Source organism: Phytopseudomonas argentinensis (genome assembly GCF_900113905.1).
Taxonomy (GTDB): Bacteria; Pseudomonadota; Gammaproteobacteria; order Pseudomonadales; family Pseudomonadaceae; genus Aquipseudomonas; species Aquipseudomonas argentinensis.
Map to the genome: position 1 here is coordinate 96,436 of NZ_FORC01000007.1, position 23,895 is coordinate 120,330.

A 23,895-nucleotide genomic window follows, 5' to 3' on the forward strand; every position below is an offset into this window, starting at 1 on the left:
TCTGAACCACAGGCCAGCTGGCGCAACCAGCGGTCGCACGCGATCCGGGATGCCGTTGTCAGACTCCGCTCACCTTACCGATCTACCCAGCGTACTCGCCGGCCCGCTGCTGCGCCGACTGGAACCCGGCCGCCTGGTGTTATGGCTGGTCGCCAGCCGCGCGCTGCAGCTGACCCTGCGCCTGGCACCGGGCGAGCAGGCCGCCCGCGACTACCCCCTGGACGACGACGCCTGCCAGCGCCTTGCCGTCGGTGAGCACGCGGTCATCCACCTGATCGACCTGCATCTGGACACCCCGCTGCCCCAGGACACCCGGATCGACTACGACCTGCTGATCGACCACCAGCACGGCATCGCCAGCTGGGCCGCGCATCTGCTGTACGCTGGCGCGAGCTGCCCCAACTTCGTGCTGCGCGCGCGCATCGACCACCTGCTCCACGGCTCCTGCCGCAAGCCCCATCACTCGGCCAGCGATGGTCTGTTGTGCGCCGACCGTCTGCTCGCCGCCGCCCATGCGCCCGAGGAGCGGCCGGCGCTGCTGATGCACAGCGGCGACCAGGTGTACGTCGACGACGTCGCCGGCCCGATGCTGTGCGCCATCCACCAGCTGATCGAACGCCTGGGCCTGTATCACGAGAAACTCGACGGCGCGGTGGTCGCAGACAGTGCGGATCTCTACGTGCACCCGGCCAGCTACTACCATCGTGCTGACCTGCTGCCGGCGCTGAAGAGCAACGAAACCCTGCGCGAGCGTTTCTTCGGCGGTACCGAAAAACCCATCTTCACCAGCAGCAATGCCGACAACCACCTGGTCAGCCTGGCCGAAGTGCTGGCCATGTACCTGCTGGTATGGTCGCCCACGCCGTGGCGCCTGCTCGACAACCAGGCGCCCACCCTGAGCGCCGAGGATACGCAGCGCTACGACCGCGAGCGCGCCTGCATCGCCCACTTCGTCGAAAACCTGGGTGGCGTGGCCCGGGTACTGGCACACCTGCCGAACCTGATGATCTTCGACGACCACGACATCACCGATGACTGGAACCTGTCGGCGCAGTGGGAAGAAACCGCCTATGGTCACCCCTTCTCCAAACGCATCATCGGCAACGCGCTGATCGGCTACCTGCTGTGCCAGGGCTGGGGCAACGACCCCGATGCCTTCGCCGAGCCGCTGGCCGAAGCGCGCGCGCTCTGCGAACGGGCCGCAGAAGCGGGCCTGGAAAGCCCGGCGCAGGATCGCCTGATCGACAGACTGCTCGGTTTCCAGCACTGGCACTACGTGCTACCCAGCACCCCGGCGCTGCTGGTACTCGACACCCGCACCCGCCGCTGGCGCAGCGAGCGCAACCTCAAGCGCCCCTCGGGCCTGCTCGACTGGGAGGCGCTCAGCGAACTGCAGCAGAACCTGCTCGATCACCCCAGCGCCATCATCGTATCGCCAGCGCCGATGTTCGGGGTCAAGCTGATCGAGGCGGTGCAGCGCGTGTTCAGCTGGGCCGGTCACCCGCTGATGGTCGATGCCGAGAACTGGATGGCCCATCGCGGCGCTGCCAGCGTGATGATGAACATCTTCCGCCACTCGCGCACGCCACGTGACTACGTGGTGCTCTCCGGCGACGTCCACTACTCGTTCTTCTACGAGATCAAGGTCCGTCACCGGCGGCGCGGCCCGACCATCTGGCAGATCACCAGCAGCGGCGTGAAGAACGAATTTCCACGCCGCCTGCTGGACGTGTTCGACCGCCTCAACCGCTGGCTGTACGCGCCCTGGTCGCCCCTCAACTGGCTGACCAAACGCCGCCGCATGCAGGTCTTCCCGCACATTCCCGAACACAGCAAATCGGGCGAACGGCTGTGGAACTCCGCCGGCCTCGGCCAGGTGCTGTTCAACGCCAGGGGCCAGCCCAGCCGGGTGTTCCAGCTCAATGCCGACGGCTCGGCGCGCACCGAGTTCATCGACGACCGCGATGAACCGGACGCGCAGCACGACCACGCCTAGGCGCGTTCCCTGAGGTTACCCAGTAACGGCCCGCCTGGGACATCGCCGGTTGTCCGGGCAAGATCGCCTAGCGCAGTTTTTCCAGCATCTGGTAGTACCACATGCCGGCGGCCAGCATCGGGTTGCCGAGCTGGTCGCCCAGCGGCACCTTGATGTGCTTGCAGGCGGCAAAGGTGTCGAACTGCTCCAGGTCGCCGGTGATCGCCTTGGCCATGATCTCGCCCATGATGTGGCTGGTGGCCACGCCGTGGCCGGAGTAGCCCTGGCAATACCAGACGTTGCCCGACAGCTTGCCCAGCTGCGGGATGCGGTTCATCACGATGCCCATGGCGCAGCTCCACTGGTAGTCGATCGGCACGCCCTTGAGTTGCGGGAAGGTTCGCTCGATGCAGGGGCGCAGCTCGCCGGCGATATCCCGTGAATCGCGCCCGGAGTAGTTGGCGCCGCCGCCGAACAGCAGGCGGCCATCGCCGGTGAGGCGGTAATAGTCGAGCACGAAGCGGCAGTCGTACACCGCCAGGTCCTGCGGGTTGATCTCGCCGGCCAGCTCGCCCAGCGGCGCGGTGGTGACGATGCCACCCATGGCCGGGAAGATCAGGCCCTTGAGCTGGCGACGCTCCAGCTTGTGGTAGACGTCGCCGGCCAGCAACACCTGTTTGGCTTCGATGCGCCCGCCGGTGGTGACCACGGCCGGGCGCGGGCCGTGGACGATCTCCAGCACCTCGGAATGTTCGAAGATCAGCGCCCCCAGGTGCTCGGCCGCCCTGGCCTCGCCGAGGCACAGGTTGAGCGGGTGCAGGTGCATGTTGCGGGTGTTCTTCAGCGCCCCGCAGTACAGGTCGCTGCCCAGTTGCGCCCGCACGCCGGCGGCGTCGAGCAGCGTCACGTCATCACCCATGCCACGGCGCAGCGCTTCGTCGTAGGTCGCCTGGAGCTCGTGCATATGGCTGGCTTTCATCGCCGTATGCAGGTGGCCGTGCTTGAGGTCGCAGGCGATGCCGTACCTGGCCACGCGGCGCTTGATGATTTCATGGCCGCGCCAGCGCAGGTGCCAGATGAAGTCGTCCACCTCCTCGCCCAGGGTGTTGCGCATCTGCTTGCCCATGGCCTCGTCGCCGGACAGGCTGCCGGTGACCTGGCCACCGTTGCGCCCGCTGGCGCCCCAGCCGACCTTGTGGGTTTCCACCACGGCGACCTTGAGGCCGCGCTCGGCCAGTTCCACCGCCGTGGCGATGCCGGTGAAGCCACCGCCGATGATGGCCACGTCCACGCTCACGCTGCCCTGCAGCGTCGGGTAGTCGCTCTCGAAGTTGAGCGAGGCCGCGTAGTAGGACGGCGCGCGCACGGCGGCGGGTTTGACGGGTTGATTGCTTGCGTTCATTGCATGTCCTTAGCGTGCGTTCGCACCGATGAAATCGGTTATCGCGGCTGAAGCCGCTCCCACATGGAATGCAGAACCCGTGGGAGTGGCTTCAGCCGCGATCCTTTCAAATGGCGGCCCTCAGGCGTTGCTCAGGTACCAGCGCCAGTCCTGCTCGCCGACCTCGCCCATGAACTGGCGGTGTTCGGCGTGCTTGATCGCCAGATACACCTTGAGAAAGGCCTCGCCGAAAGCCTCGCGGGCCCACTCGGAATGCTCCAGTGCCTGGATGGCTGCCGACCATTGGGTGGGCAGGGGCTCGGTAGCCTGGGCATAGCCGTTGCCCTCGATTGGCGCACCGGGGTCGAGGCCTTCGCGAATGCCCCGGTGGATGCCAGCGAGCATCGCCGCCGCGGCGAGATAGGGGTTGGCATCGGCACCGCAGATGCGGTGCTCGACGTGCCGGGTGCCCGCCGGGCCTCCGGGCACGCGCAGGCTGACGGTGCGGTTGTCCACACCCCAGGTAGGCGCCAGCGGTGCATAGCTGTTGGCCTGAAAGCGCCGGTAGGAGTTGGCGTTGGGGCAGAACAGCAACAGCGAATCGAGCAGGCTGGCGAGCATGCCGCCGACTGCCTGGCGCAGCAATGGCGTGCCTGCAGGGTTTTCACTGGCGAACAGGTTGCTGCCCTGCCCATCGGCCAGGCTCACGTGCATATGCATGCCAGTGCCGGCCAGGTGATCGAAGGGCTTGGCCATGAAGCAGGCCTGCATGCCGTGGGCATGGGCCACGCCCTTGACCAGGCGCTTGTAGCGCGCCGCCTGGTCCATGGCCGCCAGCGCAGGGCCGTGCTCCAGGGTGATTTCCACCTGGCCGGGGGCGTACTCGGAAATCGCCGTGCGCACCGGAATGCCCTGGGCCTTGCAGGCCGCGTAGAGATCCTTGAGGAACGGTTCGATCTGCTCCAGCTCGCGCAGACCATACACCTGGGTCTGCCGCGGGCGACTGCCATCGGCGTCCAGGGCCGGCTGCGGGCGCCCGTAGGCATCGCGTTTCCGGTCGAGCAGGTAGAACTCCAGCTCACAGGCCATCACCGGGTGATAGCCGTCCGCCTCGAGCTGCTCGATCACCCGCACCAGCAACTGGCGCGGATCGGCCGGGGTGGCCGGCAGGCCTTCGGTGGGGTGCATCGACACCTGCACGGCTGCGGTGGGAATCTGTCGCCAGGGCAAACGCACCAGACTGCCGGGCAGCGGGTAGGCGCGGCAGTCGATGTCGCCAACCTCCCAGACCAGTCCGGTATCCTCGACATCCTCGCCCTGAATGGACAGGCCGAGCAGGGTGCTCGGCAGCGGCCGGCCGCTCTGGTACAGCGCCAGCAGCTCCTCACGGTGCAGCAGCTTGCCGCGCGGCACGCCGTTGGCGTCGAGGATGAACAGCTCGATCAGTTCGATATCGGGGTGGCGCGCGAGGAAATCCTCGGCGTCCTGCAGGGGTGCGAATGGCATGGTATCGGCTTCTCACAAGGCCACGGGCGGCCGTTATGGCGACCCGGATTGGCTAGACGGCTGCAGGGCAGCCACGTGCATCAACAGGTGAGAAGTGCATCCGGCGGGCGGGCATGGCGGCAATGCCAGAGCGCCCAGAAGGCAAGAATCTGCGGCAGCGCCGTGGGTTCGGGCGCCCGCCCCCGCGAGCGCAGGGCCGGCAGGGCAAGAGCATGGGCGAGGCTGCAGAGCGCAATAGACATGCCAGCGAGGCTCGCACGCCGCGACAGTCAGGTTAAATCGTTATTGGCGCATCTTCAGATAGCCCGCGGCTAAACAATAGGGATCACGGCTCAGGCTTGTAACCCAGCCGCAGGCCACCCCAATGCTTGCCCTGCACGTGGATCGGCACCGACAGGTCGTGCATCAGCTCGCCGGTATCGCGCATGTAGGTCTGCAGCAACACGCGCTGCTTGTGGCTGCCGCAACGGATGCCGGTGCGGTCGTTGAACATCCGCTTGCTGCGGCTCTTCACGGTGTCCACGGCGCGGTCACCGGTGGGCGGATGGTTGAACGCCTGGTTATGGGTCGGCACGTAGCCTTCCGGCGTGGTGGCGATGGCAAACACCAGGCCTTCGTGGCGCTTGAGCAGCGGCTCCTGGATGGCCGGCAGCACGCCATCGGCGTAGCTGTCGAAGCGCGTGCGGAACTTGGCCGGGAAGCTGTTCGGGATTGGCTGGTACTGGCGGTCGAACAGGTCCGCCAGGCTGATGCGCCCGGCCTGGATGTCGGCCTCGAATTGCGCGGCAATCGCCGTTGCGCCTTCCAGCGCGAGGTCGTAGATGCGCTGGTGATAGTCGTCGAGGCCGACGCTGGCCAGCTGCTCGCTGACGCTCTCCGCCTGGCCAACCAGTTGCTCGGCGGCCTTGCCCAGCTGGCGGGTCTGGTCTTCGCTACTGCGCACGTCGCCACGCAGTTGCTCGACGGCCACCAGCAATTCGGCCAGGTGTTCGTGGTTGCTCGCCGTACCGGCGCTGATCTGCTCCACCTGAGCATCCACGTCGGCGGCCAGGTCGGCGATGCCACGCAGTTGCTCGCCGGTGAACTCGATCTGCCGGGCGGCCGCTTCCAGCTCCTCGGCCTGGCGCTGGATATGGCTGACCACCGCGGCGCTCTGCTGGCGAATATCGGCAACCATCTGCCCGACTTCGTCGGTAGCAGTGGCAGTACGCCCGGCCAGGCTGCGCACCTCGTCGGCGACCACCGCGAAGCCACGCCCCTGCTCACCGGCGCGAGCGGCCTCGATGGCGGCATTGAGCGCCAGCAGGTTGGTCTGGCTGGCGATCGACTGGATCACCTGGGTAACCTGCTCGATCTGCTCGGTACGCGCGCCGAGACCGTCGATCAGCTCGCGGCTGTCAGCCGCCTGGGCACTGAGCTGCTGCATGCGGGCGACGGCCTGTTGCAACTCGGCCTGGCCGCTGGCGCTTCTGCTACGCACGGTTTGCGCGGCACCAAGGGTCTGCCCGGCGCGCTCGGCATTGCTCTGCTCGGTGCGGGTCACGGCGTGGGCGCCCTCGCTGATCTGCTCGACCGCCGCCAGCTGCGACTGCAACCTGCCGGCCAGCTGCTGCACGGTGAAGGCCACCTGGGCGGCGGACAGTGCGTTGTGGCAGGTGTGCTGCGACAGGCGCTGGCTCAGCTGGTCCAGCGAGGCGGCGGGGGCAGCCGCAGGCGCTACCGCCGCCGGGCGGCGCCACGGGCCGAGCCACGGCCACAGCGACAATCCAAGCAAGGCGATGACGAAGGCATAGCCAGGCAGCTGCACCTGCTGCCAGACCACCAGCAGCGCGAGCAGGCCGAGCACATGCAAGGCCAAAGCGAATCGATCACGAGTAAACCCTGCATCCATGGCGCACCTCGTTGTTCTTATGGTGTGGCGATGGCAGCCATCTGGCTGCTCGGCAGAGTGCCGCGCCTATCCCTAGCTCATCGACCGTGCGGGCAAAATCTATAGCCGCAAGGCCAAGCGGATCAGTTGACCACTCGCATGCGAGTCAGGCTATGGCACTTTGGTCGCAGAGGGCAAACGCCGATCAGCGTTCGAGGCGGTGGCGCTTGACGAACGAGCGGTCGAAGTAATCCTTGCAGCGCCCATACAACTGCCCGCCGGCGCTCCACTGGTGCCAACCCAGCAGCGCACCTCCATCGCCACTGGCCAGCAAAAGGGGCAGCTGGCCGCGCGCCTTGCAGTCACGCAGCGCACCGCCGCGCAAGGCCGCGGCCAGGTTGGCAGCGAGCACCGGTACCTGACGCATCGAATACAGACCGCTCTTGCGTACACCCGGCAGGCTGGCGCAGTCACCCACGGCGAAAACCTGCGGATGGGAATGACTTTGCAAGGTCGGCGCGGTGTGCACGAAACCATCGCCATCGCAGCTCAGCCCGCTGGCGGCGATCCACGGCAGCGCCTGGGCACCGCTGGCCAGCAGCAGGCGGTTACCGTGCCATACGGATGCCTCGCCGCTGATCAGGCAGTTGCCGTCGATACGGCTGATCGGGCAGTGCTCGCGTACCTGCACGCGGCGCATGCGCAAGTGGCCCCAGGCGCGCATGCGTAAACCGGCGCAGTGACCGGCCAGCAGCGGCTCACCACAGAACAGCGCCAGCTGCGGCACCTGGTCGGCGAGCGCCAGAGCCATCTCCACCCCCGCCACGCCGCCGCCGAGAATGGCCAGCGGCTGCGGATCACGCTGCCAGGCCTGCCAGCCGCTGATGAACTGATCGACCGGCTTCACCGCCAGCACGTCCATCCCCTCACCCTCGCGGGGCGGACAGGCAACCCGGTCACCGACGTTGAGCGACAGCCAGTTGCCCTGCAGCACGCGGCCATCGGCCAACGTCAGTTGGCGGGTGGCGGCGTCCAGCGCAGCAACGGGGGCGACGATCAGCTCGACCTGGGCCGCCTGGCACAACGCACTCAGGCCGATCTGGCAATCCTCGGGCGAATAGCGGCCGGCGACCAACCCGGGCAGCATGCCGGCGTGCCAGGTGTGCTCGGCACCTGCCACCAGGGCAATGCGCCCCACCGGCCGCTCGATCAGCGCCCAGCGCCGCAGAACCCCGAGATGGGCCGGGCCTGCGCCTACCAGCAACAGATCGTGGTCAATCATCTACACCGATATCCTTGAGAACCTGGGAGCGACGTGCTGCCCCTGTGGGCGAGCACCGCGAGCTTTGACCGAAATGGCCGCGCAATGATCCCATCGCCGACGGGGTTGTCGGAGCATGGCGGCAGCAGGCCGTTTCGAGCAAGTGAAGAGACGCCCGGGGCGGGTTTTCGACACATTTTTTCTGCGGTTATTCCCCAGCGCCCTAACCCCCCGGACTCTGTACGGCGGTTTAAAACGCAGGCAAAAAAAGACCCGCCGAAGCGGGTCCTTTCCAACGACTATGGCTTACGCCAGTTCGTCGAAGCACTCGGCCACGATGGCGATGCCTTTTTCCAGCTGGGCGTCCGGGATGGTAACCGGCATCAGGAAGCGCACCACGTTGTAATAGGTGCCGCACGACAGCAGGATCAGACCCTTCTCGCGCGCCTTGGCGACGATCTTGCCGGTCAGTTCGGCAGCCGGCTTGCTGTGGTCGCCGCCTTCGAACAGCTCGATGGCGATCATCGAACCCAGGCCGCGCACGTCACCGATCACCTTGTGCTTGGCAGCGATGTCACGCAGGCCGGCTTTGAGCTTCTCGCCCACGGCGTTGGAGCGATCCAGCAGCTTCTCTTCGTCGAACACCTTGAGCACGGCCAGGGCCGCGGCGCAGGCGATCGGGCTGCCGGCATAGGTGCCGCCCAGGCCGCCGGGGGCGATCTTGTCCATGATCTCGGCCTTGCCGCTGACGCCGGAGATCGGGAAGCCGCCGCCAACGGATTTGGCGAAGGTGGTCAGGTCCGGTACCACGCCCAGTTGCTCGGTGGCGAAGAAGGTGCCGGTACGGCCAGCGCCGGTCTGCACTTCGTCGGCGATCAGCAGGATGCCGTGCTGGTCGCACAGGGCGCGCAGGCGCTGCATGAAGGCTGGCGAGTTGACGTAGAAACCGCCTTCGCCCTGCACCGGCTCGATGATGATCGCGGCGATGTCCTGGGGCTGGGCATCGTTCTTGAAGATGCGCTCGATGCTGGCGATGGATTCGTCTTCGCTCACGCCATGCAGTTCGCACGGCGCAACGGCGCGGTACACGCCAGCAGGCATCAGGCCCATACCGGCGGAGTACGGCGCGACCTTGCCGGTCAGCGACAGGGTCATCATGGTGCGGCCGTGGTAGGCGCCGGTAAAGGCGATCACGCCAGCACGACCGGTAGCGGCACGGGCGATCTTCACGGCGTTCTCGACGGCTTCGGAGCCCGAGGTGACCAGCAGGGTCTTCTTGCCGAAGTCGCCCGGTACGCGCTTGGCGATTTCTTCGCACAGCTCGATATAGGGCTCGTAGGCCAGCACCTGGAAGCAGGTGTGGGTCAGCTTGGTTAGCTGCTCCTGAACGGCGGCAACCACTTTCGGGTGCAGGTGGCCGGTGTTCAGTACGGCGATGCCGCCGGCGAAGTCGATGTACTCACGGCCTTCGACGTCCCACACGGTGGCGTTCTCGGCGCGCTCGGCGACGATCGGGTGGATCTGGCCGACACCGCGCGGTACGGCGGCCTGGCGGCGTTGCAGCAGGGATTCGTTGGTCTTGCTCATGGCTTCCTCATTCACCGCTCATCGTCGGTGTGGTTCAAGGATGAAATGACCGGGTCAGCGCCGTCGCAGCATACGATGATCGACTGCAACACTCGCCCCGATCACAGGGACTATTTTTGCTTTCACGCACTATCGGAGCGTAGCGAGCGAAGGTCAGGCAAGGCGGCGGGGTCGGGAAAAAGCGGAGTTGGCTGTTGCCAATGAGCATTTTTTCCGGCCCCGCCAACGCAGCATCACCGAAGCGCAGTAGCGACTACCTAAATGCTCAGGCAGAGGTACTTGATTTCCAAGTAATCCTCGATGCCGTACTTGGAGCCTTCACGGCCCAGGCCCGAGGCCTTGATGCCGCCGAACGGCGCCACTTCGTTGGAGATCAGACCGGTGTTGATGCCGACCATACCGTATTCCAGGGCCTCGGCCACGCGGAATACGCGGGAGAGGTCACGGGCGTAGAAGTAGGAGGCCAGGCCGAACTCGGTATCGTTGGCCATGGCGATCACTTCGGCTTCGTCCTTGAAACGGAACAGCGGCGCCAGCGGGCCGAAGGTTTCGTCCTTGGAGACCAGCGCGTTCTTCGGCACGTCGGCCAGAATGGTCGGCTCGAAGAAGGTGCCGCCCAGGGCGTGGGTCTTGCCACCGGAGAGGATCTTGGCGCCTTTGGAAACGGCGTCCTCGATGTGCTCCTTGACCTTGGCCACGGCCTTCTCGTCGATCAGCGGGCCGGTGGTGGTGCCGTCTTCCAGGCCGTTGCCGATCTTCAGCTTCTCGACCGCGACCTTGAGCTTCTCGGCGAAGGCATCGTAGACGCAGTCCTGCACGTAGATGCGGTTGGCGCACACGCAGGTCTGACCGTTGTTACGGTACTTGGAGATGATCGCGCCTTCGATGGCCTTGTCCAGGTCGGCATCGTCGAACACGATGAAGGGCGCGTTACCGCCCAGCTCCAGGGACACCTTCTTGATGTCCTGGGCGCATTCGGCCATCAGCTGGCGGCCGATTTCGGTGGAGCCGGTGAACGACAGCTTGCGCACGATCGGGTTGCCGGTCAGCTCGCCGCCCACTTCACCGGCGCTGCCGGTCACCACGCTGAACACGCCAGCCGGGATGCCGGCACGGGTCGCCAGCTCGGCCAGGGCCAGGGCGGAGTATGGCGTCTGCGAAGCCGGCTTGAGCACCATGGTGCACCCAGCAGCCAGCGCCGGGCCGGCCTTGCGGGTGATCATCGCCGCCGGGAAGTTCCACGGGGTGATGGCCGCGGTCACACCGATCGGCTGCTTGATGACGATCAGGCGCTTGTCGGCCTGGTGACCCGGAATGGTGTCGCCATACACGCGCTTGGCTTCTTCGGCAAACCACTCGATGAACGAGGCGGCGTAGGCGATCTCGCCCTTGGCTTCGGCCAGCGGCTTGCCCTGCTCGATGGTCATCAGGCGCGCCAGGTCTTCCTGGTTCTCGAGCATCAGCTCGTACCAGCGACGCAGCTTGGCGGAACGCTCCTTGGCGGTCAGTGCACGCCAGGCCGGCAGCGCCTTGTCGGCGGCTTCGATGGCACGACGGGTTTCGGCGGCGCCCATCTTCGGCACTGTGCCGATCACTTCACCGGTGGCCGGGTTGGTCACCTTGATGGTCTGGCCGCTATCGGCATCAGCCCAGGCGCCGTTGACGAAAGCCTGCTGGCGGAACAGTTGCGCGTCTTTCAGTTGCATGGCGGTCTCCTCTATCCTGGCGCCAAGGCACCAGGAGATGACGAAAGAAGCTGGGCGAACCCAGGCATGGGTTGGTGCGACAGGCTAGCAGCTGCCTGGACGTTCGAGCCGAATGTATCGCCGCTAGTTAGCTTGGGCGATACCATCGTTTGAAATATCAAACAGATCCTAAGATCAGCTCGAACAAAGGGCAATAGTCCGTTCGAGAAAATTAACAGGCCAACCGATCACCGGCATTCGCATGGCCCTTCTTTATAGCTGACGCCCGCCTCCCCAGCTGCCAAACGAGCCCCTCCAGCAGCATGGACGCACGCCAGCTACATGCGTATGATTGCGCCCCGCAACGCACCAGTAGCTCAGCTGGATAGAGTACTGCCCTCCGAAGGCAGGGGTCGTGGGTTCGAATCCCGCCTGGTGCGCCATATCGCTGCTCCCCTCATCCCACCGGGATGACGCGGAAGCAAAACCCAAAGCCCGCCTAGTGCGGGCTTTGTCGTTTCTGGCGCTTGCCAGTTTTTTACCTTGAGTCCTTGATGAGGCGCTGCCCCAACGCATAGGCCGCCTTGCACCACGGCATCCAGTGCGGCCTTACGGGACGTGGACAGCCTCACCTTGCTACCTGGGCAATCCTCTGAGCCATGTCGCGACTTGCGGCTTTCTGAATAGGCACCTTGTTGGATGACGCCGGTGCAACGCCGGCGTTCAAGTGCTGGTGATGACCAAGGCTCGGGACAAATCGCTTGGCGCCCAGGCGCGCCATCTCCTAAAAGCCTGTGGTCAATCAATCTAAACCGTGATCCATCGCTGGGTGTCAACTGCATCGCTATCTACTTCAGCCACTCAGGATGCTCACCATGTACAACCCCGCCATTCACGCCAAAGGCGAACTCTCGCGAGGCATTGTCTGGCTCGCTCGAACTGGCTACGCAGCCCGCGGCGTGGTGTATCTGATCATTGGTATCTTCGCGCTGCTGGCTGCCTGGGGCAGCGCAGAGACGGTCGGCACCAAAGGCGCCATTTCGCAATTGCTGAAGCAACCATTCGGCGCAACCTTGCTGTGGATCATGGTCGCAGGGCTGGTCGCCTACGCGGCCTGGCGCGTCACTCAGGCGATCACCGACCCGGAAGGCCACGGCTCCGACGCCAAGGGACTCGCCGTGCGCGCAGGCCTGATTGGCGGGGCTATCAGCTACAGCCTGCTGGCCCTGTTCACGTTGGGCCTGCTGGGTAGCTCGCTCGGTAGTTCTTCGGGTGGTGGGGGCGGCAACGGCGACTTCCTCTCCGGCATCCTGGGCTGGAAGTACTCCAACTACCTGGTCTATCTGGTCGCACTGGTGCCCCTGGGCGTCGGCATCGCGCACATCATCAAGGGCTGGAAAGCCAAGTTCGAGAAGTACTTCTCTGCCTCGGATGAGGTCATGCGCTGGGTCACGCCCATCTCGAAGGTGGGTTTAATTGCCCGAGGCGTTTCGTTCCTGGTGGTGTCCGGCATGCTCTTCAGTGGTGGCGCACGCTACGAGCCGACCAAGCCGCCAGGCCTCGAGGACGCACTGCATGCGTTGCAGTCATTGCCCTTTGGCGCCTTCTGGCTGGGGTTGATTGGCTTAGGACTGATCGCTTTCGCGCTCTATAGCTTTTCCGAAGCGATCTGGCGACGTATCGACACGGCGGCGGTCTTCGACTGACCCAGGCTCCAGGCACTCAGTCAGTCGCCTTCCATCACCTCCGCCCCGACCAGAAACTTCTGCCGCAACAGGGTTTCCCGGGTAATCGCCACCAGGGCATCGATCTGCATGTCGGGCATTTCCGTCATGTAGGAGAGGCAGAAGCGCGCTGGCGGGATGGGCGGGTCGCAGGGCAGGGTTTTCAGCAGGTTGAGGGCGAGCATTTCGCGGATCAGCGGTACCGGCAGAATGCCGATGGCGTGGCCGGCGGAGACCAGTTTGGCCATGAAGCTCAGCGAGTTGCTGGAGTGGAAGGCCTCCGACGGTGCGCTGCCGCCCTTGAGCCAGTTCTCGACCACAGAGTACAGCGTCGAAGGCGCCGAGTGGCTGACGATGGGATGGCCGGCGGCGTGCTCGGGCAGGAAGGGGTCGGCGTCGATGGCCAGCTGCGGAGCGGCGACCCACTGAAAGGTCATCCAGCCGATGAAGATATCGGTGACGTCCTCGCGGGTCGCCGGGTTGGTGAGCAGCGCCAGGTCGAGTTCGTGGTCGTTTAGCTTGCGGTTGAGCACCGCGCCGACGTCGATGGTGATCTCCAGGGTGATCTCGGGAAAGTGCGCCTTGATCTCGGCGATCACCGCAGTCAGCCCGACCATCGCCGAGCATTCGTCAGCGCCGAGGCGCAGCCGGCGGTGCTGCTTCTGCTTGGCGGCGAACTGCTCGAGTTTCACGCTGTTGTTGAGCGCTAGCTCGGCGTGGCGCAGGGCGATATGGCCATCGGCGGTGAGGGTCATGCGCTGCTTGCTGCGGTCGAACAGCTTGACGCTGAGCAGCGACTCCATCTCGCGAATGCGTGAGGAAATGGCCGGTTGGGTCAGGTGAAGGTGGCGAGATGCAGCGTGTACACCGCCCAATCGGGCAGTCCAGTAGAAGGCCTCGATCTGCATCAGGGTAATTCGCATGATAAAAATCGTCCCCTCTTACGTCCGCTGATTTTTATTATCGCCACAAAAACATGCTTGTTAGGATCGGGCCCACTTCTTGCCCAAAACGAATAATTAAACAGCGCATGTATATTATCGAAGCACTTCCCGAGGCGATTAATCCAGAAGAACTTTCCGTTCTTTTGCGCGCCGAGCCCGCCACTATCGGTCATTTCATCACCACCGGCATATTGAGCCCGCAAATCAGGGCGCACTTCGAAAATGTGCGCACCGTGGGCACCGCGGTGACGGTGAAGATGCCTGGCGCCGACGGCGGCATCCTGCATTACGCGATGGGTTGCGCCAGGCCGGGCGACTTTCTGGTGGTCGACCGTTGCGGCGAAAGCGTGACCGCGGCCATGGGTGGTGCCATGGCCTATGCCGCCAAGCAGGCGGGCATCGCCGGGATCATCATCGACGGCTACGTCACCGACCTGGGCGAGCTGCGCCAGCACGGCGTGCCGGTGTGGTCGTGGGGCGCCAGCGCCATCACCACGCGGGTGAAGGGTGAGGAAGGCGAATTCTGTACCGCGGTGCAGTGCGGCGGGGTCGTCGTTCGGCCCGGTGATGCGGTGATCGCCGACGAGAACGGTATCGTGATTCTGCCGGTCGCCCAGGCACTGCTACTGGCGCGCCGCGCCATCGAGTTCCAGGAGAACGAGAAGCACACCCTGGCGCGCCTGGCCCAGGGCGAAAAGTTTCCCGACGTGGTGGGCTCACGCCCGCTGATCAATGCGGCCATCGACCGGGCACGCTGAGCTCGCCCGCACCGCGCAAGGTCAGGCGCGATGACAATTCCAATACTGACCCGCTGCAAATTTCATCAGGTTTCTGCCCCGTAGCTCCCCCAGAAAAACAACAGGACTACCATGAAACTGTATTCGCTACCCAGGATGATCCTGGCTGCGCTGGGCTGCGCGATTGGCGCCAGCGCGCTTGCGGACGATGCGTCGTCCGTCCATTTCAACGTGGTCGGTGGCGGCAGCCACAACTATACCTTTCGCGCCGTCGAGCGCCCGTTTTGGACTGAAACTCTGCCCGCCAACTCGGGCGGATCTGTCACCGCTCGCCTGATGGGCCTCTCTGAAAGTGGTCTCAAGGGCCCGGAGATGGTGCGCTTACTACGCGCGGGCGCCGTCGAGATCGGCATGGGCGTGTTCGCCTTCGTGGCCGGCGACGATGCGGCCTTCGAGGGTATCGACCTGCCCGGCATGGCCGCCGACATCGCCACTTCACGCCAGATCGCCGATGCCTACAAACCGGTACTCGAAGCACGCATGGCCGAGCGCCACGGCGTCAAGCTGCTGGCCACCGTGCCCTATACCGCCCAGGTGTTCTTCTGCCGTGATGCCGTGAATCGCCTGGACGATCTCAAGGGCCGCAAGGTGCGGGTGCGCGGTCGCAACATGGCCGACATGGTCAGCGCCCTCGGCGCATCGCCGGTCACCCTGGCCTTCGCGGAGGTGGTCACGGCCATGCAGACCGGCGTCATCGACTGCGCGGTAACCGGCATGGGTTCGGGCAATGCCGCCAAGTGGTACGACGTGGCAGCCTACGTCTACGACCTGCCGGTGGACTGGTCGATCGGCTTCTACGCCATGGGCCTGCAACGCTGGCAGCAGCTTTCCCCCGATATGCAGCGCCTGCTGCAGGCCCAGGCGCATGTGCTGGAGGACGCCCTGTGGACGGAAACCGCTCGCGAGAACCGCTATGCGCTGGCCTGCAACACCGGCGTCTCCGACTGCCAGATTCATCACCCCGCCGCGATGCAGGCAAGTGCGCCGACCGAAGACGAGCGCGCCAGGCTGCGCGAGGTCGTGCTGCGCATCGCCAATGACTGGGGCGAACGTTGTGGCGCCGACTGCGTGCAGAAGTGGAATGCCACGGCGGGCAAGGCGGTTGGCGTAGCCCTGAAAGATCCCTGAGAACCTGTTCACGATCTGCTGCGCGTCGGCCCTACTGCGTTAAAAACAAGCTCGGAATGCTCATTTACAGCTCGTAAACTCCGCTTCCTCACTTGTTTTTGCCTTGTATGGCTCTAGCTCGCTGGATCGTGAGCAGGTTCTGGGCACAGCGAAAGCCTCGCCCAAAGCGGCGCTTGCCGCGCTGAACTCCACCCGTTCGCGGAGAAACCTGCTCATGCAACCTGACGACACCCCGAGCCTCCGGCTCATCAACCGCATCGCCCGGGCCAGCGCCTGGATGGGCGGCATCGCGCTGATGGGCTCGGCCCTGATGATCAGCATCGACCTGCTGCTGCGCCGCCTGCTGGGCTTTTCCATGGGCGGTGCCGACGAGATCGCCGGTTACGTGCTGGCCATTGTCAGCGCCTGGGCCTTTCCCATCGCGCTGCTCAGGCGCTCCCACTTGCGTGTGGATATCCTTTACTCGCGCCTGTCGCTCAAGCCCAGGGTCGGCCTGGATCTGCTGGCCCTGGCCGGCATGGCGCTGTTCGTCGGCACGCTGCTGTTCCATGTTGGCGGAGTTCTGTGGGATTCCATTGCCTATCGTTCGATTTCCACCACGCCGTTGCAGGTGCCGCAGTGGATTCCCCAGTCGCTGTGGTTCGCCGGCTACCTGTTCTTCGCCTCGACCATTCTGGTACTGGGCTACAACAGCCTGATGCAGCTGCGTCAGCAACGCTGGGCCGCAGCCAACGCACTGATCGGCATCAACTCGGTCGAGGAGGAGATTGAGGAAGAGTCTCGCTCCAGCCGTGGTGCAACCACCCGGGAGGGTCGCTGAGATGCTGGCATTCACCCTGATCGTATTGCTGGGCCTGCTCGGCCTCAGCGTGGCCGCGGCAGTCAGCGTGGGCCTGCTGGGCATGTCGCTGGCCGAGCTGTTCTCGACGTTGCCGCTGAGTAACGCCATGGGCGAGATCGCCTGGAGCACCGGCGCCGAGTTCCTGCTGGTGGCCATTCCGCTGTATGTGCTGATGGGCGAGCTGCTGGTCTGCTCGGGCGTGGCCGGGCGCATGTACAGTGCGGCGGACAAGTGGCTGTCGTGGCTGCCGGGCGGCCTGATGAATTCCAATATCGGCGCCTCGGCGCTGTTCTCCGCCACCAGCGGTTCCAGCGTGGCCACGGCGGCGACCATCTCGACCATCGCCCTGCCGGAGCAGGTGCGCAAGGGCTATCCGGCGCCGCTGTTCCTCGGTTCGATCGCGGCGGGCGGCACCCTGGGCATTCTGATTCCGCCGTCGATCAACATGATCCTGTTCGCGCTGATCGCCAACATCTCGGTACCCAAGCTCTACCTGGCAGCGACCATCCCCGGCCTGCTGCTGTGCGTGATGTTTGTGGCGATGATCGTGGTCACCTGCATGATCTGGCCGAAGCTCGGCGGCACCCGGCAACACGCCACCTGGGCCGAACGCCTGGCGAGCATTCCCGACCTGCTACCGCCGCTGGCGATCTTCGTGCTGGTGGTCGGCGCCATCTACAGTGGTTTCGCCACGGCCAGCGAGTCGGCGGCACTCGGTGTGCTGGCGGCGTTCGGCCTGGGCCTGTGGCGCCGCACCTTCACCTGGCAGAACCTGGGGCAGGCGTTCGAATCGACCATGCGCACCAGCGGGATGATCATCTTCATCACCCTGTCGGCGTTCTTTCTCAACTTCGTGCTGTCGGCCATCGGCCTGACGCCCACACTGGTCAGCTTCGTCACCGACCTGGACATGTCGCCGATGGCCACGCTACTGGCGATCATCCTGTTCTACATCGTGCTCGGCTGCTTCATGGACACCCTGGCGATGCTGATCACCACCGCGCCGCTGGTGGTGCCGGTAATCGTGGCACTGGGTTTCGACCCATTGTGGTTCGGGGTGATCCTGATCGTGCTTTGCGAGATGGGCCAGATAACCCCGCCGTTCGGCATGAACCTGTTCGTGGTGCAAAGTATTCGTAACAAGGGCAACTTCATGGATGTGATCTACGGCGCATTGCCCTTCTGCCTCGTGCTGTTGTTACTTATCGTACTATTGATTGTATTCCCGCAATTGGCGCTGTGGCTGCCGCAGTTCGCCTGATCACCTGATAAAACTTATATCTATAAGTCGCTTGGAAATATTCATTCGCTCTAGTTATTCAACAACTTCTGCAAAAGGATTTGCATGCACATCCACGACGATCCATCTTCTATCACACCCGACACGCCAGCATCGAGGGATGCTGGCGGCATTCGCGTGCCTGCCTGGTTATTTGCCATAAATAGATGCACGTCATGCTGACGATTGCACCGTTATATGTCGGAGTGCGCCGCCCGCCGCCATTTTTATCAGCCTAATAAAAACATCGAATCCGACTCTTGGGCAGTTGCATTGACACTTATCGGCATTCAGAAAAGAATCAACTACCGCATATAAACATCCAACCAATAATAAAAAGGTGATCAATGCCCGTCCATAACGACACGGCCAGCGCTGCCGTATCGGACGCCTTCGTGCGCGCCGAAAACAAGGCAACTTTCCTACTTCGCTCATCTGCCCATTCGCCGGAGAGAGCACCGTGAAAAGCATTCTGACTATCTACTTCGCCACGCTGAAAGTGCTGATCGTTTCCAGCCTGGTATGCATCACCCTGTTGATCTTCTCCAACGTGGTACTGCGCTACGGTTTCAACTCCGGGCTGTTCTTCAGTGAGGAGATCTCGCGGCTGGCCTTCGTCTGGCTGGTGTTCGCCGGGGCTCAGCTGATGCTCCACGAGAACGGCCATATCGGCGTCGATATCGTGACCAGCCGCGTATCGCCCACGGTCGGCAAATACCTGTTGCTGCTCACCCAGGTGCTGATGCTCTACGTCACCTGGCTGTTCCTGCAGGGCAGCTGGAAGCAGACGCTGATCAACCTGCACGTCGGCGCCCCCTCGACCGGTGTGTCCATGGCGTTGTTCTACGGCGCTGGCCTGGTGTTCTCGGTGTTAAGCGCCGCGCTGATCGCCGTACAGATGATCGACAACCTGAGAAAGCCGGCGGGCAGCTATATCCCGCGTACTGCCGAGCCCGACCGCCATGTCGCACCGACCACCCAACCCGGGGTACTGAAGTAATGGCCCTTACCGTCTTCGTTGGCGTGCTGATGGCCGCCATTCTCATCGGCGCCCCCATCGCCTACGCCCTGATCCTCTGCGGCGTAGCGCTGATGTGGCTGCTGGGCCTGTTCGATGGGCAGATCATCGCGCAGAACATCATCAACTCCGCCGGCAGCTTTCCCCTGCTGGCCATTCCGCTGTTCATCATCGCCGGTGAGGTGATGAACAGCGGCGGGTTGTCCAAGCGCATCATCAACCTGGCCATCGCTATGGTCGGCCACCTGCGTGGTGGCCTCGGTTACGTGACCATCTTCGCCGGCGTGCTGTTGTCCAGCCTGTCCGGCTCGGCGCTGGCCGACGCCGCCTCGCTGACTGCGCTGCTGCTGCCGATGATGGTCATCGCCGGCTACAACAAGAATCGCTCTGGTGGCCTGATCGCATCGGTCTCGGTGCTTGGCTCGATCATCCCGCCGAGCATCGGCTTCGTGGTGCTCGGCGTAGCGTCCGGCCTGTCGATCACCAAACTGTTCCTCGCCGGCATCGCTCCGGGGCTGATGATCGCCGTGGCGCTGTGCGTGGCCTGGTGGCTGGTGTCGCGCCGCGACACCGACGTGAAATTGAGCCCCAGGGCGTCCGGTAAGGAGCGCGCCAAGGCCTTCGTCGACAGCATCTGGGCGCTGATGCTGCCGGTGATCATCGTCGTCGGCCTGCGCTTCGGGGTGGTAACGCCAACCGAAGCGGGTGCCGTGGCCAGCGTCTATGCGCTGCTGGTGTCGGCACTGGTGTACCGCGAGCTGAACCTCAAGGACCTCAACGCGTTGCTGCTACGCGCCGGCAAGACCACTGCGGCGGTGATGTTCCTGGTCGCGGCCGCCTCGATCCCGGCGTGGATGATCACCATCGCCGATATACCTGGGCAGATCATCGACCTGATCGAGCCGGTGATGGACAACCCGAAGCTGCTGATCCTGGTGCTGATGCTGCTGATCCTGGTGATCTCCATGGTCATGGACCTGACGCCCACCGTGCTGCTGCTGGCGCCGATCCTGGTACCGGTGGTGACGGCGGCGGACATCGACCCGATCTATTTCGGCGTGCTGTTCATGATCAATTGCTCCATCGGCCTGATCACCCCGCCCGTGGGCACGGTGCTCAACGTGGTGTGCGGCATCGGACGAATGCGCTACGAGGCGCTGCTCAAGGGCACCTTCCCGTTCCTGATCGCCGAAATCATCGTGCTGTTCCTGCTCGTCGCCTTTCCGCAGCTGGTCACCGTGCCGGCTGAATGGTTCGCCAAATAACAACAACCACAACAAGGATTTCACCATGAAGATGAAACTGACCGCACTTGCTGCGTTGCTGCTGGCCAGCAGCCTGAGCTTCGCCGCCGAGTACAACTCGCACACCATCAAATTCGCCGCCACCAGCCCCAAGGGTACGCCGCCGGCCATTGGCATGGAGCTGTTCGCCAAGAAAGTCAGCGAGCGCAGCGGTGGCAAGATCAAGGTTCGCACCTTCCCCAACGGTGTGTTGGGTGGCGATGTGCAGGTGCTGTCGTCGCTGCAGGGCGGAGTGATCGAGATGATGACCTGGAACGCCGGGCTGATGCTCAACCACGTCACCGACTTCGGCATCCTCGATTTCCCGTTCCTGTACACCGACACCGCCAAGGTCGACGCGATGCTCGATGGCGAGGTCGGCAAGATGCTCACCGATCAGCTACCCGAACAGAATCTGGTCGGCCTGGCGTTCTGGGAACTGGGTGTACGTAACCTGACCAACAACAAGCGCCCAGTCGCCAAGCTGGAGGATATCGCTGGCTTGAAGATCCGCGCCCAGCAGTCGCCGCTGTTCCTCGACGTGTGGTCGGCCCTCGGTGCCAATCCGACACCGCTGCCGTTCACCGAAGTGCACACGGCGCTGGAAACCGGCACCGTCGATGGCCAGGAAAACCCGGCTGCGCTGATCCTCGCCTCCAAATTCAACGAGGTGCAGAAGTACCTGAGCCTCACCCATCACAACTACAACCCGCAGATCGTGCTGATCGGCAAAGGCTTCTGGGACACGCTCAACGACGACGAGAAGAAGCTGATCAGCGAGGTGGCCATGGAGGTGCGCCTCGAGCAGCGGCAGATCTCCCGCGAGGCCGACAGCAAGGCCATCGCCGAGCTGGAGGCCTCCGGCATGCAGGTCAACGAGCTGCCGGATGAAGAAGTCGCCCGCATCCAGGAAAAGATCCGCCCGGTCATCGACAAGTACGCCGCCAAGATCGATCCGCAGCTCGTGAAGAAGGTTTACGAGGCCATGGACGTTACCCAGCCCTGAGTACCTGCTCACGATCTTCCAACCCGGGTTCGTCGATTTGGCAGCTAAGGGGCGGGAGCGGCCGGTGAGCAAAAGCTGTGGGAGAGGCTTTAGCCTCGAGTTCTTTAGCGCCTAGGCAGGCACATCGGGGCTAAAGCCCCTCCCACAAAAGCAGCCGCTTCCGATGTCTGCTTCTGCCTTGGAGCTGCCACCTCATGCACACAACGATCGTGAACAACCCTTAAGCACCGCAGCGTCGCTGCACGAACAAGCGCGCCCGATCCCCTAGGCGCGTTCTGCCACTCATAGAGGAAACCCATGAAAATTTCGGTCGCGCAGATTCATCCCATTCCGGGCAACCCGACTCAGACCATCGAGAAAGTTGCCGAGCTCTCGCGTCAGACGGCGCGAGAAGGCTCGCGCCTGATCGCTTTTCCAGAATGCCTGCTCACCGGCGGCTCCTTCGACAGCCGTGAAGATCTGGAGCGTGGCGCCATCGAGATCGAGGCGCTGGCCCCGTTGCTGGCGGTAAGCGCGGAGACCGATATCTATATCATCGCCGGCTTCTACGAACGCCTGCCGGATGCCATCTTCAATACCGCTGCGCTGATCGGCCCTGAAGGCATCGTCGGCCTGCACCGCAAGCGTCACCTGCCGTTCATGATCGGTGACCGTTTCACCGATACTCCGGATGAGTGGACGCCGCCGGTATTCGATACCGAGATCGGTCGCATCGGCATGGCCATCTGTTACGAGATCCGCTTCCCGGAAGTGGTCCGCACCCTGGCCCTGGAAGGCGCCGACATCGTCGTGCTGCCAGCCGCATGGCCAGAACAGGCGCGCATGCTGCCGGACATCTTCAGCACCGTTCGAGCGGCCGAGAACATCGTCTACTTCGTGGCACCGAACCGTAACGATATGGACGGCGGCATGCAGTTCATCGGCATGAGCCACATCATCGAGCCGTCCGGCAAAACGCTGGTGCGTGCTGGCGCGGAAGATGGCGTGTTCACCGTCGAGATCGACGTGGAGAAGGCCCGCAACAAGTCGCTGATCCGCGAGCCCGGCGTGTTCGAAGTGCATCCCTTCCGGGATCGCCTGCCTGACACCTACCGCATCTGAGGGCGCCACGATGACCAGCACACTGAAACAGCTGATGGCACGCGGCACCACCTATGGCATGAACATCTACAGCACCGCTTCGATGCCCATCGAAGTGGCCGGCAACTGGGGGCTGGACTTCGTGTTCATCGATGCCGAGCACACCTCGCTCGGCGTCGATCGCGACATGGAAAAACTGATCCTGGCGGCCAAATGTTCGAATATCCATAGCCTGGTGCGGGTGCGCGGTACCCTTGACTGGGATATCCGCAAGGCCCTGGAAATGGGTGCCAGCGGCGTGATCATCCCGCAGGTCCATAACGCCGAGCAGATGCGCAGCATCATCCGCAGCAGCAAGTTCCCACCCATGGGGCGCCGTGGAGGGGACAGCTCGGTCCGCTCCGCCAACTACGCCGGACCGAACTTCGACTGGGGCACTTATACACAGGCGGAGAACGAGCGCACGGTGATCGTGCCGATGGCCGAGAGCTACGAGTTCTTCGACAACATCGATGCGATCCTCGACGTCGAAGGTATTGACGCCGTGCACTTCGGCCCGGCTGATTACTCGCTGTCACGCCAGTTGCCAGTCGACTACCGCCTGGGTAACCCCGAAGTGCTGCAGCGCCTGGAACTGCTGATCGAGAAGTGCCATGCCCGCGGTATCCAGGTCATGGTGCCCTGCTTCCCGGCCGAAGGCGAAACCGCCAAGCGGCTGCTCGCCATGGGCAGCGACATGCTGCTGATGGGCAGCGACCTGTCCTGGCTCAACCAGGCTGGGCACAGTATCGCTGCGGTAAGAGAGCAGCTGCAGTAACCAGGTAACCGCTTAAACGACGAAGCCCGCTATAAGCGGGCTTCGTTGTTTCTGAAGCACGAATGTTTAGGGGCCGGCTACCGAAAACAGCCGAGCTAGAGAGTCTTGCTGTCACGTCATGGCGCGGTATGTGCTGCGGATAGGCAGGAGAAGCTAGCCGTCACTGTGCCCTCGGCCAGCCCCTGGGTTACGCCTCTGGCTAACCCAAGCAACAAGACCCGCCAACCCTCCCTCCAGCAACTCATCGCTACGGTACGGCCTTTACGGTTGCCTCTTGCGTAGCCTGCGGTTGAGCGAAGCGATACCCAGGTCAGCGTTCTACATGTGCATGCCCCGCCTGCCTGACGCCGCTGGGCATTGGGCCTTTGATTTCCGAGGCTGAAAAGACGAAACCCCAGACCTCTGTCGAGATCTGGGGTTTCTAGTAGAAGCTTGACGATGACCTACTCTCACATGGAGAAACTCCACACTACCATCGGCGATGCATCGTTTCACTACTGAGTTCGGGATGGGATCAGGTGGTTCCAACGCTCTATGGTCGTCAAGCAAACTGGTTGCTGCTTCGGGGTTTAGCCGCTGCAGCGAATTGGGTATGTGATGTCAGTTGGTATTACGTGTTCTCGCAAATTTTCGGCATTACTGTCGACTTCAACCGTCTAACAGCCAAATTGTTTGGGTGTTATATGGTCAAGCCTCACGGGCAATTAGTACTG

18 protein-coding genes, 1 tRNA gene and 1 rRNA gene are annotated in these 23,895 nt (G+C 63.7%); 12 read left to right on the forward strand and 8 right to left on the reverse strand.

The annotated features are described in order from the left end of the window. Positions 1-49 precede the first annotated feature (49 nt). Positions 50-1,996 (forward strand): metallophosphoesterase family protein, encoded by a 1,947-nt coding sequence (locus BM154_RS22755; protein WP_074889953.1) that lies wholly within the window; start codon positions 50-52, stop codon positions 1,994-1,996. Positions 1,997-2,063: 67 nt separating this feature from the next. Here the strand turns inward: BM154_RS22755 and BM154_RS22760 are convergent, their stop codons facing one another. The 6 genes from BM154_RS22760 to gabD form a co-directional block, all read right to left on the reverse strand. Beyond that, entirely contained in the window at positions 2,064-3,377 is a 1,314-nt protein-coding gene (locus BM154_RS22760; protein ID WP_074889956.1) for an NAD(P)/FAD-dependent oxidoreductase, read from the reverse strand. A gap of 120 nt (positions 3,378-3,497) precedes the next feature. After that, a complete protein-coding gene (locus BM154_RS22765) occupies positions 3,498-4,862 on the reverse strand; it encodes a glutamine synthetase family protein (RefSeq protein ID WP_074889959.1) in 1,365 nt (454 codons plus the stop codon). 325 nt (positions 4,863-5,187) lie between these two features. Beyond that, the gene (locus tag BM154_RS22770) at positions 5,188-6,753 is read right to left on the reverse strand and encodes a methyl-accepting chemotaxis protein (protein ID WP_074889962.1); all 1,566 of its coding nucleotides are present in this window, start codon (positions 6,751-6,753) and stop codon (positions 5,188-5,190) included. Positions 6,754-6,937: 184 nt separating this feature from the next. Then, a complete protein-coding gene (locus BM154_RS22775; protein ID WP_074889965.1) occupies positions 6,938-8,014 on the reverse strand; it encodes an FAD-dependent oxidoreductase in 1,077 nt (358 codons plus the stop codon). Between the two features lie 285 nt (positions 8,015-8,299). Further along, positions 8,300-9,580, reverse strand: a complete 1,281-nt coding sequence (gene gabT, locus BM154_RS22780; protein WP_074889968.1) for a 4-aminobutyrate--2-oxoglutarate transaminase — start codon at positions 9,578-9,580, stop codon at positions 8,300-8,302. A 257-nt stretch (positions 9,581-9,837) separates the two neighbouring features. Further along, a complete protein-coding gene (gabD, locus tag BM154_RS22785) occupies positions 9,838-11,286 on the reverse strand; it encodes an NADP-dependent succinate-semialdehyde dehydrogenase (RefSeq protein ID WP_074889971.1) in 1,449 nt (482 codons plus the stop codon). Between the two features lie 345 nt (positions 11,287-11,631). Between gabD and BM154_RS22790 the strand changes: the two genes are divergently transcribed. Both BM154_RS22790 and BM154_RS22795 read left to right on the forward strand, forming a co-directional pair. Then, positions 11,632-11,708 (forward strand) — tRNA-Arg (locus BM154_RS22790). 432 nt (positions 11,709-12,140) lie between these two features. Next, positions 12,141-12,971 (forward strand): DUF1206 domain-containing protein, encoded by an 831-nt coding sequence (locus BM154_RS22795; protein WP_074889974.1) that lies wholly within the window; start codon positions 12,141-12,143, stop codon positions 12,969-12,971. Positions 12,972-12,991: 20 nt separating this feature from the next. On the opposite strand, the gene BM154_RS22800 is transcribed toward BM154_RS22795, so the two are convergent. Beyond that, positions 12,992-13,912, reverse strand: a complete 921-nt coding sequence (locus BM154_RS22800) for a LysR family transcriptional regulator (RefSeq protein ID WP_074889977.1) — start codon at positions 13,910-13,912, stop codon at positions 12,992-12,994. A 107-nt stretch (positions 13,913-14,019) separates the two neighbouring features. Here BM154_RS22800 and BM154_RS22805 point away from each other — a divergent pair, with 107 nt between their 5' ends. From BM154_RS22805 to BM154_RS22845, 9 genes are all read left to right on the forward strand, one after another. Further along, positions 14,020-14,691: an RraA family protein gene (locus BM154_RS22805; RefSeq protein WP_074889978.1), complete on the forward strand. Its 672-nt coding sequence runs from the start codon at positions 14,020-14,022 to the stop codon at positions 14,689-14,691. A 111-nt stretch (positions 14,692-14,802) separates the two neighbouring features. Continuing rightward, positions 14,803-15,858, forward strand: coding sequence for a TRAP transporter substrate-binding protein (locus tag BM154_RS22810; protein ID WP_074889981.1), 1,056 nt, complete (start codon positions 14,803-14,805; stop codon positions 15,856-15,858). Between the two features lie 214 nt (positions 15,859-16,072). Continuing rightward, positions 16,073-16,678 (forward strand): TRAP transporter small permease subunit, encoded by a 606-nt coding sequence (locus BM154_RS22815; protein ID WP_074889983.1) that lies wholly within the window; start codon positions 16,073-16,075, stop codon positions 16,676-16,678. Position 16,679: 1 nt separating this feature from the next. Beyond that, entirely contained in the window at positions 16,680-17,960 is a 1,281-nt protein-coding gene (locus BM154_RS22820) for a TRAP transporter large permease (protein ID WP_074889986.1), read from the forward strand. A 478-nt stretch (positions 17,961-18,438) separates the two neighbouring features. Continuing rightward, a complete protein-coding gene (locus BM154_RS22825) occupies positions 18,439-18,978 on the forward strand; it encodes a TRAP transporter small permease (RefSeq protein WP_074889989.1) in 540 nt (179 codons plus the stop codon). Beyond that, the gene (locus tag BM154_RS22830) at positions 18,978-20,261 is read left to right on the forward strand and encodes a TRAP transporter large permease (protein WP_074889992.1); all 1,284 of its coding nucleotides are present in this window, start codon (positions 18,978-18,980) and stop codon (positions 20,259-20,261) included. The genes BM154_RS22825 and BM154_RS22830 overlap by 1 nt, the downstream gene beginning before the upstream one ends. 25 nt (positions 20,262-20,286) lie before the next feature. Next, on the forward strand, positions 20,287-21,285 hold the full coding sequence (locus tag BM154_RS22835; protein ID WP_074889994.1) for a TRAP transporter substrate-binding protein: 999 nt from the start codon (positions 20,287-20,289) through the stop codon (positions 21,283-21,285). A gap of 297 nt (positions 21,286-21,582) precedes the next feature. Then, complete coding sequence (locus BM154_RS22840; protein WP_074889997.1) at positions 21,583-22,386, forward strand: carbon-nitrogen hydrolase family protein; 804 nt, start codon at positions 21,583-21,585, stop codon at positions 22,384-22,386. A 10-nt stretch (positions 22,387-22,396) separates the two neighbouring features. Further along, the gene (locus BM154_RS22845) at positions 22,397-23,182 is read left to right on the forward strand and encodes an HpcH/HpaI aldolase family protein (protein ID WP_074890000.1); all 786 of its coding nucleotides are present in this window, start codon (positions 22,397-22,399) and stop codon (positions 23,180-23,182) included. A 430-nt stretch (positions 23,183-23,612) separates the two neighbouring features. Here the strand turns inward: BM154_RS22845 and rrf are convergent. Further along, positions 23,613-23,728 (reverse strand): 5S ribosomal RNA (gene rrf, locus BM154_RS22850). Between the last annotated feature and the right edge of the window lie 167 nt (positions 23,729-23,895).